14 protein-coding genes are annotated in these 15753 nt (G+C 64.9%); 10 read left to right on the top strand and 4 right to left on the bottom strand.

Annotated features, from left to right (window positions below; translation table 11 throughout):
• Nucleotides 1-18 precede the first annotated feature (18 nt).
• Nucleotides 19-882 (bottom strand): TIGR01459 family HAD-type hydrolase, encoded by an 864-nt coding sequence (locus QA645_RS27535; RefSeq protein WP_283044639.1) that lies wholly within the window; start codon nt 880-882, stop codon nt 19-21.
• Nucleotides 879-2159 (bottom strand): FGGY-family carbohydrate kinase, encoded by a 1281-nt coding sequence (locus QA645_RS27530; RefSeq protein WP_283044638.1) that lies wholly within the window; start codon nt 2157-2159, stop codon nt 879-881. The genes QA645_RS27535 and QA645_RS27530 overlap by 4 nt, the downstream gene beginning before the upstream one ends.
• A 171-nt stretch (nt 2160-2330) precedes the next feature.
• Here QA645_RS27530 and QA645_RS27525 point away from each other — a divergent pair, with 171 nt between their 5' ends.
• The 10 genes from QA645_RS27525 to QA645_RS27480 all read left to right on the top strand — a co-directional run bounded on the left by QA645_RS27525 (nt 2331) and on the right by QA645_RS27480 (nt 13863).
• A complete protein-coding gene (locus QA645_RS27525; protein ID WP_254130546.1) occupies nt 2331-3335 on the top strand; it encodes a sugar-binding transcriptional regulator in 1005 nt (334 codons plus the stop codon).
• 22 nt (nt 3336-3357) lie between these two features.
• Entirely contained in the window at nt 3358-4797 is a 1440-nt protein-coding gene (locus tag QA645_RS27520; protein ID WP_254130547.1) for an extracellular solute-binding protein, read from the top strand.
• 144 nt (nt 4798-4941) lie between these two features.
• Nucleotides 4942-5868: a sugar ABC transporter permease gene (locus QA645_RS27515; protein ID WP_283053364.1), complete on the top strand. Its 927-nt coding sequence runs from the start codon at nt 4942-4944 to the stop codon at nt 5866-5868.
• A 17-nt stretch (nt 5869-5885) separates the two neighbouring features.
• On the top strand, nt 5886-6743 hold the full coding sequence (locus tag QA645_RS27510) for a carbohydrate ABC transporter permease (RefSeq protein WP_254130548.1): 858 nt from the start codon (nt 5886-5888) through the stop codon (nt 6741-6743).
• A 3-nt stretch (nt 6744-6746) separates the two neighbouring features.
• Complete coding sequence (locus QA645_RS27505; RefSeq protein WP_283044637.1) at nt 6747-7853, top strand: ABC transporter ATP-binding protein; 1107 nt, start codon at nt 6747-6749, stop codon at nt 7851-7853.
• A 16-nt stretch (nt 7854-7869) separates the two neighbouring features.
• Nucleotides 7870-8985, top strand: coding sequence for an ABC transporter ATP-binding protein (locus QA645_RS27500; protein ID WP_283053362.1), 1116 nt, complete (start codon nt 7870-7872; stop codon nt 8983-8985).
• Between the two features lie 2 nt (nt 8986-8987).
• Nucleotides 8988-10568, top strand: coding sequence for an FGGY-family carbohydrate kinase (locus QA645_RS27495; RefSeq protein ID WP_283053360.1), 1581 nt, complete (start codon nt 8988-8990; stop codon nt 10566-10568).
• Complete coding sequence (locus tag QA645_RS27490) at nt 10561-11601, top strand: 2-hydroxyacid dehydrogenase (protein ID WP_283044636.1); 1041 nt, start codon at nt 10561-10563, stop codon at nt 11599-11601. The genes QA645_RS27495 and QA645_RS27490 overlap by 8 nt, the downstream gene beginning before the upstream one ends.
• A 19-nt stretch (nt 11602-11620) precedes the next feature.
• A complete protein-coding gene (locus QA645_RS27485; protein WP_254130551.1) occupies nt 11621-12358 on the top strand; it encodes a class II aldolase/adducin family protein in 738 nt (245 codons plus the stop codon).
• Entirely contained in the window at nt 12355-13863 is a 1509-nt protein-coding gene (locus tag QA645_RS27480; RefSeq protein WP_283044635.1) for a glycerol-3-phosphate dehydrogenase, read from the top strand. Before QA645_RS27485 ends, QA645_RS27480 begins: the two co-directional genes overlap by 4 nt.
• A gap of 56 nt (nt 13864-13919) precedes the next feature.
• On the opposite strand, the gene QA645_RS27475 is transcribed toward QA645_RS27480, so the two are convergent.
• Both QA645_RS27475 and QA645_RS27470 read right to left on the bottom strand, forming a co-directional pair.
• A complete protein-coding gene (locus QA645_RS27475; protein WP_283053357.1) occupies nt 13920-14789 on the bottom strand; it encodes an ABC transporter permease in 870 nt (289 codons plus the stop codon).
• On the bottom strand, nt 14786-15727 hold the full coding sequence (locus tag QA645_RS27470) for an ABC transporter permease (protein ID WP_283053355.1): 942 nt from the start codon (nt 15725-15727) through the stop codon (nt 14786-14788). The genes QA645_RS27475 and QA645_RS27470 overlap by 4 nt, the downstream gene beginning before the upstream one ends.
• Nucleotides 15728-15753: the final 26 nt, after the last annotated feature.

Below are 15753 nucleotides of genomic sequence, written 5' to 3'. Positions count from 1 at the left end.
TGTGGCATCGTGCGCCTCTCACCAGGCCAGATGGTCCATCGCCCAGTGCGGCATCGGCACATCCGCACCAGGCGCTTCTCGGACCAATTCACCCGGGCCCGCCCGCGCCTGATCCCGGTGCACACCAGACCTGAGCAGGAGTGTCAGCATGCCCGCACGGCGGGCGCCGGCTACATCATGGTCGAGGCTGTCGCCGATCATCACGACACGCGCCGGGTCCGGCTGCCCCAGCAATTCGAGCGCCGCCGCAAAGATGGGAGCGTGCGGCTTGCCGACATAGGCCACAAGACCGCCCAATGTCTCGTAGAAGCGGGCCAACGCACCGGGGGCCGGGATCAATCCGGAGGCGCCGAACATCGCGAGATCGGGATTCGCGCACAGCATCGGCAGGCCGCGCGCCGATGCTTCAACGAGGCGGGCGCGCCAGTGCTCCGGCTCTGCGACGGCATCGTCGAGGCCCGCGAGCAGGATGAAGTCGGCCGTCCCGACATCGCTCACGACAGCAAGATCGAGCCCATCGACGATCGCATGGTCGCCGCCGCGTGCAATCAGCAGGCAGGTTTGGCCGAGCGCGGTAAACGGCTTCTGCGCGCGCGCTTTCAGGCCACGCCAGGTCACCTCGCCCGAGGTCAGGATGCCGTCATACGCGTCCGGTGGAAGGCCGAGCGAGGCAAGCCGCGCCGCATTGCTGCTCGCGCGCTTGCCCGAGTTCGACAGGACAACGACGCGTTTGCCGGCCTGGCGCAGCCGCGCGACGCAATCGCGCGCCGGCGGAAAGATCGCCTGGCCTTCGTGCAACGTGCCCCATTGATCGAGCAGCACGTGATCGAAGCGGTCCGCGATCGCGCGGAGACCGTCGATGTCGATCGTGTCGGACATCATGGCGGGCCTCCTCGCAAGGCCAACAGCGCTGCACCGTAGCTTGCCTCCGTCTCCTCGGCGATGGTCACGGGAACACCGAGCGCGCGTCGTCTGATCTCGGTCCATGCCGCGTTCTTCGCGCCGCCGCCGATGCTGATGACACGCCGCAGTTTCGGCGCCCCCAGCTCCGCCAGGCGCTGATAGGCGAGGGCTTCGACCCCCGCGATACCTTCGAGAAGCGCCTGGAAGAAGCGGTGGTCCTCCGCAGGACGCGGCGTGATCCTGGCCGGCAATGCCGGATCGGCGATGGGAAAGCGTTCGCCGGGCTTGGGAAGCGGATAGTAATCGAGCCCGGTCGGCGCTTCCGGCCGCAGCTGCGGCGTCAGCCGCTCCATGTCGGCGGCCGTGAAATGCGACAGCAATGCGCCGCCGCCGGAATTGGAGGCGCCGCCCGCGAGCCAACGCTCGCCGAGCCGGTGCGAATAGACGCCCTGATTGGCGGCGAAGATCGGCTGCGTCGCAAGCAGCTTCACGACAAGCGTCGTGCCGAGCGAGGTGACGGCATCGCCGGGCGCGTCAGCCCGCGTCGCGATGAAGGCGGCGACGCCATCGGTGGTGCCGGCTGCGACGAGCGCTGATGGCGACAGGCCGAGCGTAGCTGCGATCGTGGGGTCGACATTCGCAAATGACGTGCCGGGGACCAGCACCTTCGGCAGCAGCTCGCGCCTGACGCCGAGTTCGTCGAGCCAGACCGGCCAGGCACGTGCCATGGGATCGTAGCCGAGCTTCAGGACGTTGTTCTCGTCGCTGATGCCATGATGTCCGGCGAGCCGACCGGCGATCCAGTCGGCCTGATGCACGGCAAAACGTGCCTCGCGCGCCTCGCTGCGATCAGACAAATGCAGGAGCTTCGCAAGCGCGCTACTCGCGCCGTGTGCGCCGCTGTCCGCAGGCGCGACGGCCGCAATGCGGGCCGCCTCAGTTGCCGCGCGCGCATCGTTGTACATGAGGCCCGGCGTGCAAGGCCGACCCGCAGCGTCGATCATCAGGAGAGTGCCGGACGTGCCGTCAACGCAAAGGCGCTCGACCGTCCGGAGATCGATGCTGCGACCGAGCTTGCAGATCGCAACCACCGTTGCATGCCACCAGAGCTCAGGATCCTGATCGATCGCATGGCCGTCCTGTCGCGGCGGCGGCAGGGTCGCCGTTTCCATCCCAAGTAAATCGCCACGCCCATCGACGGCGCAGGCGCGAACCCCACCGGTTCCGACGTCGATGCCGAGGAACACGCCTGCCATTCGACCTCCACAGCGTAACGACAACCGCACTGACCGTAACGCGCCCGACGATTGCACCGCAGCACGTTTGGGGGATTGACGTCCCGATCGGTCTCTGCAATTTTTTGCAAGATGTGAAGAAAATTGCAAGCGGGCTTTTCCGACGTGGCGACACCTTCCGACAGGCTGCCGATGGTTGACGGAGAAGCGTCGCTCGCGACGCGGGCGGCATGGCTGTATTTCGCCGCCGGACTGACCCAGTCGGAGGTCGCCGACCGCCTCAACATCCAGAGCACCAAGGCGCATCGGTTGATCGCGCGCGCGAGCCGCGAGGGCATGATCCGCGTCTTCGTCGAAGGACCGGTGGCCGAATGCGTCGCGCTGGAGAACACGCTGACCGAGCGCTACGGCCTCGCCTTCTGCCGTGTCGCGCCCGATCTCGGGGAGGGGGACCTGCCGCTGAAGGCCCTGGCGCTCGAGGGTGCGAGCTTCCTGCGGCAGATCCTCGAACGCGGCGAGCACAAGATCATCGGCGTCGGCCACGGCCGCACGCTCGCGGCCGTGGTCGAACAGTTACCGCAGACACCTGCGCGCGAGGTGCAATTCGTCTCGCTGCTCGGTGGATTGACGCGGAAATTCGCCGCCAATCCATTCGATGTCATTCATCGGCTGGCGGAGCGTACCGGGGCGGAGGCCTATCTGTTGCCGGTGCCGGTGTTCGCCAACTCGGTCGCCGACCGCGCCGTGCTGATGCAGCAATACGGCATCGCCGACGTGTTTGCGCTCGCCCGCAAGGCCTCGCTCCTGTTCGTCGGCATCGGACAGATCCATGCCGAGGGGTTCCTGGTCTCGAGCGGCATGATCAAGCCCGACGAGGTTGTGGAGCTGAAGCGCGCGGGCGCCTGCGCTGACCTGCTCGGACATTTCTTCAACGCCGATGGCGAGATGCTCGACATCGACCTGTCGGCGCGTGCCACTTCGATGGAGGCGGCGGACTTAAGGAAACACCGCATCGTCGCCGTCGGCGGCGGACTGGCCAAGGTCACGGCGCTGCGCGCGGTGCTGCGCAGCCGCCTGCTGCACGGCCTGATTATCGACGAGGCGACCGCTCAGGCCCTCGCAACCGACAAGCCGGAGGCAACAGCCGGCAAGGACAAGAATAACAAGGCCAAAAACAAGGGCCGCAAGGGAAAGTAAACGCGCACAATGGGAGGTTACAATGTTCGATCGAGAGAAGAATCTGTTCGACTCCTACGCTGCCAAACGCATCAGTCGGCGTGATCTGCTGGATGGCGCCGCCAAGCTCGGCATCGCCGGCGTAGCCGCAAACTCGGCCTATGTCTCCGCGATGTCGCGGGCCATGGCCGCAGACTTCAACTGGAAGGCCTATAGCGGCAAGAGCGTCAAGCTGTTGCTGAACAAGCATCCCTATGTCGATGCGATGATCGGCGATATCGAGGCCTTCAAGGCGCTGACCGGGATGAACGTCACCTACGACATCTTCCCGGAGGACGTCTATTTCGACAAGGTGACGGCGGCGCTGTCCTCGAAGTCGGATCAGTACGATGCCTTCATGACCGGCGCCTACATGACCTGGACCTACGGTCCGGCCGGCTGGATCGAGGATCTCAACACCTACATCAAGGACCCCGCCAAGACCAACCCGGCCTTCGCCTGGGACGATGTGCTGCCCGGCCTTCGCTCCTCGACGGCATGGGACGGCGTTGCGGGCTCAGAACTCGGTTCGGGCAAGGCCAAGCAGTGGTGCATCCCCTGGGGCTATGAGCTCAACAACATCGCCTACAATCGCAATATCTTCGACAAGGTCGGCGTCAAGCCGCCGAAGAATCTCGACGACTTGCTCGATGTAGCCGCGAAGATCACCAAGGACGCGGGCGGCCCCTATGGCGTCGGCGTTCGCGGCTCGCGCTCCTGGGCGACCATCCATCCCGGCTTCCTCTCGGCCTATTCGAATTTCGGCCAGAAGGATTTTGTGATGGACGGCGGCAAGCTGAAGGCCGCCATGAACACCAAGGCCTCGAAGGAGTTCCACGAGAAATGGGTCAAGATGATCCAGACCTCGGGCCCGAAGAACTGGTCGACCTACACCTGGTATCAGGTCGGCACGGATCTCGGCGCAGGCGCCTCCGGCATGATCTTCGACGCCGACATTCTCGGCTACTTCATGAACGGCGGCGACAACAAGGAGAAGGGCAATCTCGGTTACGCGCCCTTTGCCGCGAATCCGGCCGCCAAGGCGCCGACGCCGAACGTCTGGATCTGGTCGCTCGCAATGTCGAGCTTCTCCAAGCAGAAGGACGCGGCCTGGCTGTTCATGCAATGGGCGGCCTCAACCGAGCACGACTTGTTCGGCGCCCGCAAGATGGACTTCGTCAATCCGGTGCGCGCGTCGGTGTGGAAGGACTCGGAATTCCGCGACCGCATCGCGAAATCCTACCCAGGCTATCTCGAGCAGCATGACCTCTCGTCGCCGGGCGCCAAGATCTATTTCACGGCGCAGCCTCTGTTCTTCGACCTGACGACGGAATGGGCGGCTTCGCTCCAGAAGATGGTCGCCAAAGAGGTCAGCGTCGACGAAGGGCTGGACAAGCTCGCCGACAGTATCAACCGTCAGCTCAAGCAGGCAGGCCTCGGTTGAGACTGCCCTGGTTGAACCAGCCTTGATCGACCTTTGGCGTGGTGCCTGATTCCTCCGCACCACGCCGACCCGCCGGTTCGGAACGCCTGTCCGGTCCGGGCCGGCGGTGTTGAAGCAAACGCGTGATCCCGTATCATCATGAGCATGGCCCAGTTGTCCCAGACGAACGTGCTTCCGCGCCGCACCACGAGGCTGCGCGGACGCCTTCTGCCTTACGTGCTGAGCCTGCCGGCGCTGCTCGTCTGCATCGCTATCCTCGTGCCCTTCGTGACGGCCGCAGTCTATTCGCTCCAGCGCTACCGGTTGAACCTGCCTTATTTGCGCGGCTTCATCGGCGTCGACAATTACATCGACTTTCTTTCCGATCCGGCCTTCTGGAATACGCTTCGCATCTCGCTCACCTATACGGCGCTGACGGTTGTGCTCGAGCTGCTGCTCGGCCTCGGCATCGCCCTGCTGCTGCGGCGGCCGACCCGCTTTCACAATGCGGTGTCGATCGTGCTGTTGTTGCCGTTGATGACGGCGCCCGCCATCGCGGCGCTGATGTGGAAGCTGATGACAAATCCCAGCTTCGGCATCCTGTCTTATCTCATCGGCCTGCTCGGCGTGCGTGACTTCAAATGGGCGTCCGATCCCTCGAGCGCGCTGTTCACGGTCGTCCTGGTCGACGTCTGGGTCTACACGCCCTTCATCATGATCCTGCTGCTGGCGGGCTTGCGCTCGCTGCCGCGGCAACCGTTCGAGGCGGCGGCGCTCGATGGCGTGCCCGCGAGCTTCGTGTTCTTCCGCATCACGCTGCCGATGCTCGCGCCTTACATCATCACGGCCTCGCTGTTTCGCCTGCTCGATTCCATCCAGCAGTTCGACATCATTTATGCGATGACGCAAGGCGGCCCCGGCGACCGGCTGATGGTGTTCCAGGTTCAGGCCTATCTCGAATTCTTTCAGTACACCAATGTCGGCCGTTCGGCGGCGCTGCTGATGATCCTCTGGCTGATCACCAACATTCTCTCGAACATCTTTATCAAGAACTGGCTGCGGCTGCGGGCACGCGCCCACGGTCACGCGTGAGAGGCGGAGAGGCGGCGATGGATCATTCCAGTCTCGCAGGGCGCATCTTCCGCGGCGTGGCGCTGGCGCTCGTGCTCGTGTTCTTCATGTTCCCGATCGTCTGGATTCTCATGATGTCGTTCCAGACCAACGAGCAGATCCTGCGAATTCCGCCGCACATCCTGTTCGAGCCGACGCTCGCGAACTACCAGGCGCTGATCTCGGGCCAGCTCCGCACCACCGCGGGCAATCTCGAGATTTCCTTCATGCGCAACCTCATGAACAGCTTTGTGCTGTCGAGCGCGGCGGTGCTCCTGGCCCTGGTGCTTGGTGTGCCCGCGGCCTATGCCTTTGCGCGGTTCAAGTTCCGGCTCGGCGAGACCATCGCATTCACGCTGCTGTCGTTCCGATTTGCGCCGCCGTTGCTCGTGTTGCTGCCGCTGTCGCTTTACTATCAGCAGCTCGGTCTCAGCGACACTTACTTTGGCATCGTCTGGGTCTACCAGCTCATTGCGCTGCCGCTGATCCTGTGGATCGTGCGCGGCTATTTCGAGGACATCAGCCCGGACATCGAGCACGCCTATCGGCTTGCGGGGCATTCCTGGCGCGAGGCCTTCACGCGTATCGCCGTGCCGCTCGCCGGCCCTGGCATCGCGGCGGCCGGCCTGCTGTCATTCATTTTCTGCTGGAACAATTTCGTGTTCGCGCTGATCCTGGCCTCGGCTGACAAGCAGCCGGTCACGGTGGGCGCGCTGGCCTTCGTCACGGCGTCCGGCATCCAGTACGGCCAGATCGCGGCCGCAATCGTGCTCTCGGTCACGCCGACCTTGCTGCTCGCGCTTTACGCGCAGCGCTATCTGGTCGAGGGGCTGTCGCTCGGTGCGGTGAAAGGCTGAAGCATGGCGCGTCTCGAACTCAATGCCGTCGGCAAGTCGTTCGGCCCGGTCCGCTGTGCCGAGGATCTGTCACTGGCGGTCGAGCCTGGCGAGATCGTCGCGGTGTTCGGCCCATCCGGCAGCGGTAAAACCGTGCTGCTGCGGATGATCGCCGGCATGTTCGAGCCCGATGAAGGGGATATCCTGGTCGGCGGTCAGTCGATCGTGGACGCTCCGCCGGAGCGGCGCGGGATCGGCATGGCATTTCAGAACTTTGCACTGTTCCCGCACATGAGCGCGCAGGACAACATTGCAAGCGGCTTGCGCGCCAAGGCGGCCGCGGGCGAGGTCGCGTCCCGGGTCAAATCGATCAGCCGGCTCCTGAAGATCGAGCACGTCCTCGGCCATAGGCCCCGTGAATTGTCGAACGGGCAGAAGCAGCGCACGGCGCTCGCGCGCGCGCTGATCGGCAATCCGGATGTGCTGCTGCTCGATGATCCCTTGCGCAACGTCGATGCAAAGCTCCGCTACGAGATGCGGCTCGAACTGCCGAGCCTGCTGCGTCGGAGCTCGGCCGCCGTTCTCTACGTGACCCAGGATTATCGCGAGGCTATGGCGATCGCGGACCGGATCGCCGTCCTGATCGACGGACGCCTGGTGCAGATCGCGCGCCCCGAGGAGATCTACGCGAAGCCGGCTTCCGTTGCCGTAGCGCGGCTGTTCGGCGATCCCAACATCAATCTGTCCGAAGTCGAGCCGGTCGCGGCGCAGGGCTTTCTCAACGCGCAGGTCGCCGGCACCGCGGTTCGACTTGAAGCCGCCGATCGTCAGGCTGCAGATCATGGTCCTTGCTGGCTCGGCGTGCGCCCGGACGATCTCGTCATCACCCGCGAGGCGAGCGAAAATGCGATTCCTGCGCGCGTCGTTGCGATCACGCCGATGCATGAGAAAGCGGTGCTGCTGTTGCGCTTCTCCGATGGGTCCGAATGGCTCGCGGCACTGCCGCAGGACTCACCGATGGCGACCGCCGAGGACGGTATCTTCGTTCGCTTCGCGCCGGAGGCGGCTCTGCTGTTCGACCGCACGACTGGCCTGCGCGTCGGCCTGCCGCATCGGCGGCAGGCGGCATGATGGGAGCGCGATGACCATGGGTATGCTCGAGATCAGGAACGTCGACAAGGTCTACCAGAGCCGCGGCAAGGCGCCGGTCCATGCCGTGCGCGCGCTCGACATGGAGGTCGGGAAGGGCGAGATCGTCGCGCTGCTGGGCTCGTCGGGCTGCGGCAAGACCTCGACCTTGCGGATGATCGCGGGCTTCGAAAGCGTCACCTCGGGGGCGATTGCGCTCGGCCAGCGGCGCATCGATGAATTGCCGCCCGCCAGGCGCAGGGTGGCGATGGCGTTCGAAGGCTATTCGCTCTACCCGCCGCTCACGGTTCGCGAGAACATCGCGTTTGCCTTGAAGGCGCAGCAGCTCTCGCATGGCGAGGTCTCGCGCCGCGTCGAGGCGATTGCGCGCCTCGTCGAGATCTCGGACATCCTGGACAGCTATCCTCGCGCGATCTCGGGAGGGCAGCAGCAGCGTGTCTCGCTGGCGCGGGCCCTGGTGCGCGATGCTGAGCTCTATCTGCTGGACGAGCCGATGGGCCAGCTTGAGCCGCAGCTCCGCGCGGTCTTGCGCGGGCGGATCAAGGGACTGCTGGCCGAGCGCGGGATGACGGCGATCTTCGTCACCCACGACCAGACCGAGGCGAGCGCGCTCGCCGATCGCATCGCGGTCATGGAAGACGGCGTGCTCCAGCAGTTCGCAAGCGAGAGGGAGCTGAAGGAGCATCCGGCGAATCTGTTCGTCGCGAGCTTCATTGGCGAACCGCCGATGAACCTGCTCGAGACGGAGGTCGCCCGCGCCGACGGCGGATTCCGCCTCTCGGTCAGCCCCGAGGTTGCGTTCCATATCGAAGCACGAACACTTGGTCCGGGCGTGGACCGGGCGCTCGAGCAGAGCAGGCGCATCCGCATCGGCATCCGGCCACAGAAGATCACCGTCGGAGCCGGTGATGTCCGCGTGCGCGTCGTGTCCAATCAATGGCTGGGCGACCAGTCGCATGTCGCGGGCGAGTGCGACGGCCACCTTCTCATCGCGGTGACGCCGAGCAGGATCGCGGCGCGCCCCGGCGATATCATTCCCTTCGCGCTGGAGGCGCGGCATCTGCATCTGTTCGGTGTCGACGGCACCTGCGTTCGCCACGCGGAGGCGGCTTGATCATGCGAACCTCGGCGAGCCGCGACGTCATCATCGGCATCGATGCCGGCACCTCCCTGATCAAGACGGTTGCGTTCACGCGCGAAGGCCGGCAGCTCGGCGAGTTCTCGCTGCCCAACAGTTACACGGTGTCCGCCGGCGGACATGTCGAGCAGGACATGGCGCGCACATGGAACGATACCGTTGCGGCGCTGCGCGGCCTGGTCGCGGCCGTCCCCGATCTGGCCACGCGGCTTGCGGCCATCGCCGTCACAGGGCAGGGCGATGGCACCTGGCTGATCGACGATGATGGCCGTCCGGTCGCACCGGCGCTGCTCTGGCTCGACTCCCGTGCCGCCGGCCTCGTCGACGACATCCGTTCCAGCGAACGCAACGCGCCGCTCTATCGGCGGACCGGCTCGGGGCTCAATGCCTGTCAACAGGGACCGCAACTGGCCTGGCTGCAGGCGAACGCGCCGGCGAGCCTGTCACGCGCCCGCACCGCCTTCCATTGCAAGGACTGGCTCTATTTCCTGCTCACCGGCGAGCGTGCGACCGATCCGTCTGAGGCGACGTTCTCCTGTGGCAATTTCCGCAAGCGCCGCTTTGACGCGGAAGCCGCGCGATTGATCGGCATCGCCGATTGCGCGAGCCTGTTTCCCGACGTCGTCGACGGCGTCGTGACGACGCATCCGATGAGCGCCGGCGCCGCGCGCGAGACTGGCCTGCCCGAGGCCATTCCGGTTTCGCTCGGCTATGTCGACGTGATCTGCAATGCGCTCGGGGCAGGGCTCTACGATCCGGCGCCGGACGTCGGCTGCACCATCATCGGTTCGACCGGGATGCATATGCGGTTGGCGCCTGATGTCGACGCGGTGGTCCTCAACGCCGAGGCGACCGGCTACACGATGCCGTTCCCGGTGCCCGGTCACTATGCCCAGATGCAATCCAACATGGCGGCAACGCTGAACATCGATTGGCTCCTCGATCTCGCCCGCAACCTGCTCGCCGCTGAAGGCATCGCGCGCTCGCGCGCCGACCTGATCAGGCGGCTCGACGAGCGCGTGATGGAGGCGCGGCCCGGCGAGCTGCTGTTCCATCCCTTCATCTCCGATGCCGGCGAGCGCGGGCCGTTCGTCGCACACGAGGCCTGTGCGCAATTTTTGGGTCTGCGCACCCACCATGGCTATTGGGATCTGATGCGGGCGGTGATGGAGGGACTAGCCTTTGCGGCGCGCGATTGTTACGCGGCCATGGGTGCGTTGCCGCGCGACGTGCGTATCACCGGGGGGGCTGCGCGCAGCCGGGCGCTCGGCGCGATCCTCGGCGCTGCCCTTGAATGCAATATTCGCGTTTGCAGCCGCGGCGAGGCGGGAGCCGCCGGCGCAGCGATGATCGCGGCGGTAGCGACCGGCCTCTATCCGGACATGGCGGCCTGCACGGAGGAATGGGTGCAACCCTATCTCAATACGCCGCAGTCCCCCGATGCGGAGCTCGCCGCGCATTATGCGCGGATGTTTCCGGCCTATCTGGATGCCAGGCTTGCGGCGCGACCGGTCTGGAAGCAGCTGGCTGCGTTGCGTGCGGGAGCGGGTCATGCCTGAGGTCATCGCCATCGTCGGAGACCGCTTCATGCTGCCGAGCGTCTTTGCCGAACGCATCACGGCAGCTTGCGGCAACGGCGTCGACATCCGTATCCTTGAGCAGCCCTGGCCGGACGAGCCGATGGAGCACGGCTATGCCGGGTCGAAGCTCGACGGCTTGAAGGAATTCATGGGTGACCCGGATGAGGTCGCGGCGTTCATCGGGGACGCATCGCTCCTCGTCACGCATCTCGCGCCAGTCTCGCGATCGATGCTGGAGCGTCTGCCGAATCTCAAATTCATCGCGGTCTCGCGCGGCGGTCCCGTCAATATCGACATGCAGGCTGCGCGCGACCACAAGGTGCTCGTGGTCAACACGCCCGGCCGCAACGCGAGCGCTGTGGCCGAGTTCACCATCGGTGCCATGCTCGCCGAAACCCGTCTGATCCGCAGCGGGCATGAATCCCTGCGCGGCGGAGAATGGCGCGGCGATCTCTATCGCGCCGACCGTACCGGGCGCGAGCTCGGCGAGATGACGGTCGGTATCGTCGGTTATGGCGCGATCGGCACCCGCGTCGTGAAGCTGCTCAAGGCGTTCGGCTGCCGGATCCTGGTGACCGATCCCTATGTCCAGCTCAGCGCCCAGGATCGCAATGACGGCGTCGAGCACGTTGCGCTCGGTGAGCTCCTGTCGCGCGCGGATGTGATCAGCCTGCATGCACGCGTGACCGCCGAGACCACCGGCTTCATCGATCGCGCGGCGCTGGCAAAGGTCAAGCCGGGCTGCATCTTCATCAACACGGCGCGGGGGCCGCTGGTCGATTACACGGCGCTCTTCGAGGCGCTGTCGGCAGGCCGGCTTGCCGGCGCCATGCTCGACACCTTTGCGGTCGAACCGGTCCCGCCGGACTGGCCGCTCCTGCAACTGCCGAACGTGACGCTGACGCCGCATATTGCCGGGGCCTCGTTACGCACCGTCACCATTGCCGCCGACCAGGCGGCCGAGGAGGTTCGCCGCTATCTCGTCGGCGAGCCGCCGCTCAATCCGTGCTGAAGACGAAAGGTGTTTTGCCATGACTCGTGAGGAACGACAGTTGCGCGAGGCGATCATCGCCAAATGTCGGTGGATGAACGCATCGGGGCTCAATCAGGGGACGTCGGGCAACATCTCCGCCCGCTACAAGGACCGGATGCTGATCACGCCCTCGGCAACGCCCTATGATGCGATGAAGCCGGAGATGATCGCCTCGATGCCACTCGAGGGTGAATATGGCAGCTGGGATGGACCTTTGCAGCCGTCGACCGAATGGCGCTTTCACCTCGACATCATGCGCGGCCGGCCCGATGTCGGAGGCGTCGTCCACACCCATTCGACCTATGCGACCGTGCTGGCCATCGCGCACAAGCCGATCCCGGCCTGCCACTATATGATGGCCGCGTTCGGCGGCAACGATGTCCGTTGCGCCGGCTATGCGCGCTACGGCACCGCGGAGCTGTCGGAGCTGGCGCTCGCTGCGCTCGAAGGCCGCAACGGCTGCCTGCTCGCCAATCACGGGATGATCGCGGTTGGTGCCAACCTCGACAAGGCGATGTGGCTTGCGGTCGAGCTCGAGACCATTGCGCGCCAATATTATCTCTCGCTCGCGCTCGGTGGGCCGCACATTCTCAGCGAAGCGGAGATCGGAGATACGGCAAAGGGATTCTCGACCTACGGCTTGCAGCAGCCGAAAGCGAAGCCGGGCAAGGCGCGCGCGCCGGCAAAGGCCGCGGCGCGGCGGCGGATCGAGAAGAAGCGCAGCAGGACGCGATGACGGAGACTGCGCCGGACACGGGCAGGGATCACGGGCTGGTCGACATCGCGATTATCGGTGGTGGCATAAACGGGGCCGGCATTGCGCGCGATGCGGCTGGTCGAGGCCTTAAGGTCCTGTTGTGCGAGAAGGGCGACTTTGCGGAAGGCACCTCGTCGCGCTCGGGCAAGCTCGTTCACGGTGGCCTGCGCTATCTCGAATATTACGAGTTTCGTCTGGTGCGCGAAGCGCTGATCGAGCGCGAGGTGCTGCTCGCGTCCGCACCTCATATCATCTGGCCGATGCGTTTCGTGTTGCCGCACTCGCCGGAGCAGCGGCCGGCCTGGCTGATCCGTACTGGATTGTTTCTCTACGACCATCTCGGCGGCCGCAAGCGCCTGCCGTCGAGCCGGGGCCTCGACCTTGCGCATGCGCCAGAGGGCGCACCGTTGCGCGCCGAATTTCGCCGCGGCTTTGAATATTCGGACTGTTGGGTCGACGATGCCCGGCTGGTGATCCTGAACCTGGTCGATGCCGCGCAGAATCGCGCCATCATCCTGCCGCGCACCCGTGCCGTGCAGGCACGCCGCGAGGATGACGCCTGGCTTCTCGAGATGCGGGGTGAGGACGGCCGGACACAAGTCGTGCGGTCCCGCGCGCTGATCAACGCCGCCGGCCCCTGGGTTCAGGATGTGGTGCAGAGCGTTGCGGGCCTGAATTCCGCCCATAGCGTGCGTCTCGTCAAGGGCAGCCACATCGTGGTGCCGAAGTTCTGGAGCGGATCGCAAGCCTATCTGCTTCAGAACGAGGACCGCCGCGTGATCTTCGTCAATCCCTACGAGGATAATCTCGCGCTGATCGGCACGACCGACATTCCCTATCAAGGCAAGGCCGAGGACGTTGCGATCGGCGCGGACGAGACCGCCTATCTCTTGCAGGTGCTGACCCGCTACTTCCGGACGCCGCCGAAGGAGAGCGAGATCGTGCACAGGTTTTCCGGCGTCCGGCCGCTCTATGATGACAATGCCGAAAATCCGTCGGCGGTGACGCGCGACTATGCGTTCGAAGTTCACGGTGCGGTCGATGCGCCGCCGCTGCTTTCCATCTTCGGCGGGAAGATTACGACGTACCGCAAGCTAGCCGAGCAGGCGCTCCAGCGGCTCGCGCCGTGGTTTCCGAAGATGCAGCCGGCCTGGACCGCAGGTCGCCCCCTGCCGGGCGGCGACATCGCGGGCACGTTCGATGATTTCTCGTTCGGACTGGCGCGCGACTATCCGGATCTTCCGCGAAAGTTGATTCACCACTATGCGCGTCTCTACGGGACGCGCGCGAGAGAGTTGCTGGGCTCGGCCCGCATTTCGGCCGATCTCGGTCGTCATTACGGCGGCGACTTCTATGAATGCGAAGAAGTCTTCCTCCGAGAGAAAGAGTGGGCGAGCCGCGCTGACGACTTTCTCGACCGGCGCACCAAGCATGGCTTGCATCTGACATCAGCGCAGCGGGCTGCGTTCGAAGCTCGCATCTAGACAGCGCAGGCACATCCAACCGCGACGGTCGGAGATCTCCGATCGACCTCGATCATCTACTGCCTGGGATTGAGCGCGCTATTCAGGCCATCACCGATCAGGTTGAAGCCGATCACAAGGGCGATGATTGCGAGACCGGGGAAGAAGGCCATCCACGGCGCCTCGCTGAGGAACTGCCGCGCGACATCGAGCATGGAGCCCCAAGAGGGGGCCGGAGGCAATTGACCAAGACCGAGGAAGGCGAGGCTCGCCTCGGCCAGGACTGCAATCGCCATCGTGAGGGTCGCCTGGACGATCGTCGGTGCGAGCACATTGGGCAGGACCTGCCCGGTCAGAATGGCGAAATGACCCAACCCCTGAGCGCGCGCCGCCGCGATGTAATCCTCGGTGCGGACAACCAGTGTCTCGGCGCGTGCAACGCGGACGAAGACTGGAATCGCCGAAATGCCGATCGCGATCATTGCATTCTGGAGGCTGGGACCCAGGAATGCGGCCAGCGCGATCGCGAGGACGAGAAACGGGCAGGCGAGGAGAGCATCCGCAATGCGCGAGATCGCCATGTCAGCGACACCGCCGAAATAACCAGCAATGAGACCGAACGGCAGGCCGATCAGCACCGCAACGGTCACGGAAACCATGCCGGCCGCGAGCGATGCCTGCGTTCCGAAGATGACCCGCGACAGCACGTCGCGGCCGAGATCATCCGTGCCAAACCAGTGCGCTGCATTGGGCGCAGCACGGATAGCCATCCAATCCGGCGTATTCGGATCGTATGGCGAGATCCATGTTGCGAACACCGCCAGCACGACGAAGAACAGGATGATCGCGCCGCCGATCACCGCGGACGGCTCGCGCAGCAAGCGACGAATTTCAGAGCGCCCACCTGTGCGCATTTGAGCAGGGGCTGGTGCCTCAATCGTGCTCATGACCTGAGCCTTGGATTGAGCAGCACATAGGCGACGTCGGCAATCAGGCTCATCAGCAGAAATACCGCCGCCGTACACAGCACGACAGCCTGAACCACGGCATAATCGCGGCTGAACACGCCGTCGACGACCATCTTGCCGAAACCGGGGATCGAAAAGACCTGCTCGGTCAACACTGCGCCGGCCAGTAGCTCGCCGAACTGCAACGTACCCAGCGTGACCACCGGGATGAGCGCATTCGGCAGAGCATGGCGCAGTACGATGGTGCGTTCGCGGACGCCCTTCGCGCGGGCGGTCCGGACATAGTCCTGCTTCATCGCCTCGATCATCGCACCGCGGACATGGCGCATCATGATCGCAGCCGTGCCCGTGCCCAGCACCAAAGCGGGCATGAGCATCGAGATCAGGTTGCGGCCGATACTTTCAGACGGCGGAACGAAACCTCCCGCCGGCAGCCAGCCGAGGTTCACCGAGAAGAGAAGGATCATCATGATCCCCAGCCAGAAATGCGGAATGGAAAGTCCGGCGAGCCCGAAAAGACTGGCGCCATAGTCGAGTGGCGTCCCGCGCCCGAGCGCCGCGACGATCCCGATCGGCACCCCGACGAACAGCGCGACCAGCATCGACAGGATCGCGAGCTCGATGGTCACCGGCAGTTTTTCCGCCAGCATGGTGCCGATCGGCAGGCGGGTGCGGACCGACGTGCCGAAATCGCCGTGCACCAAGGCCTTCAGCCAAATGCCGTATTGCACCGGAATCGGCTCATTGAAGCGATACTTGTGCCGAAGATACTCGATGACCTCAGGATTGCGCTCTTCCCCGGCCAGCGCCAATGCCGGGTCGCCGGGCAGCAGCTTCTGCAGACCGAACACCATCATCGACACGAGCAACAAGGTCGGCAGCAGGACGGCAAGGCGACGCAGAAGCAGGGTCTTCATCGGAGCAGACAGGTCCTCTCGTGAAA

It is taken from the genome of Bradyrhizobium sp. CIAT3101 (genome assembly GCF_029714945.1).
Classification (GTDB): domain Bacteria; phylum Pseudomonadota; class Alphaproteobacteria; order Rhizobiales; family Xanthobacteraceae; genus Bradyrhizobium.
This window is presented reverse-complemented; position numbering and strand designations above follow the sequence as displayed.

What these genes read in the sequence shown, in the direction of transcription:
- QA645_RS27535 (WP_283044639.1), bottom strand. Translation starts at nt 882, where the DNA reads ATGATGTCCGACACGATCGACATCGACGGTCTCCGCGCGATCGCGGAC.
- QA645_RS27530 (WP_283044638.1), bottom strand. Translation starts at nt 2,159, where the DNA reads ATGGCAGGCGTGTTCCTCGGCATCGACGTCGGAACCGGTGGGGTTCGC.
- QA645_RS27525 (WP_254130546.1), top strand. Translation starts at nt 2,331, where the DNA reads ATGGTTGACGGAGAAGCGTCGCTCGCGACGCGGGCGGCATGGCTGTAT.
- QA645_RS27520 (WP_254130547.1), top strand. Translation starts at nt 3,358, where the DNA reads ATGTTCGATCGAGAGAAGAATCTGTTCGACTCCTACGCTGCCAAACGC.
- QA645_RS27515 (WP_283053364.1), top strand. Translation starts at nt 4,942, where the DNA reads ATGGCCCAGTTGTCCCAGACGAACGTGCTTCCGCGCCGCACCACGAGG.
- QA645_RS27510 (WP_254130548.1), top strand. Translation starts at nt 5,886, where the DNA reads ATGGATCATTCCAGTCTCGCAGGGCGCATCTTCCGCGGCGTGGCGCTG.
- QA645_RS27505 (WP_283044637.1), top strand. Translation starts at nt 6,747, where the DNA reads ATGGCGCGTCTCGAACTCAATGCCGTCGGCAAGTCGTTCGGCCCGGTC.
- QA645_RS27500 (WP_283053362.1), top strand. Translation starts at nt 7,870, where the DNA reads ATGGGTATGCTCGAGATCAGGAACGTCGACAAGGTCTACCAGAGCCGC.
- QA645_RS27495 (WP_283053360.1), top strand. Translation starts at nt 8,988, where the DNA reads ATGCGAACCTCGGCGAGCCGCGACGTCATCATCGGCATCGATGCCGGC.
- QA645_RS27490 (WP_283044636.1), top strand. Translation starts at nt 10,561, where the DNA reads ATGCCTGAGGTCATCGCCATCGTCGGAGACCGCTTCATGCTGCCGAGC.
- QA645_RS27485 (WP_254130551.1), top strand. Translation starts at nt 11,621, where the DNA reads ATGACTCGTGAGGAACGACAGTTGCGCGAGGCGATCATCGCCAAATGT.
- QA645_RS27480 (WP_283044635.1), top strand. Translation starts at nt 12,355, where the DNA reads ATGACGGAGACTGCGCCGGACACGGGCAGGGATCACGGGCTGGTCGAC.
- QA645_RS27475 (WP_283053357.1), bottom strand. Translation starts at nt 14,789, where the DNA reads ATGAGCACGATTGAGGCACCAGCCCCTGCTCAAATGCGCACAGGTGGG.
- QA645_RS27470 (WP_283053355.1), bottom strand. Translation starts at nt 15,727, where the DNA reads ATGAAGACCCTGCTTCTGCGTCGCCTTGCCGTCCTGCTGCCGACCTTG.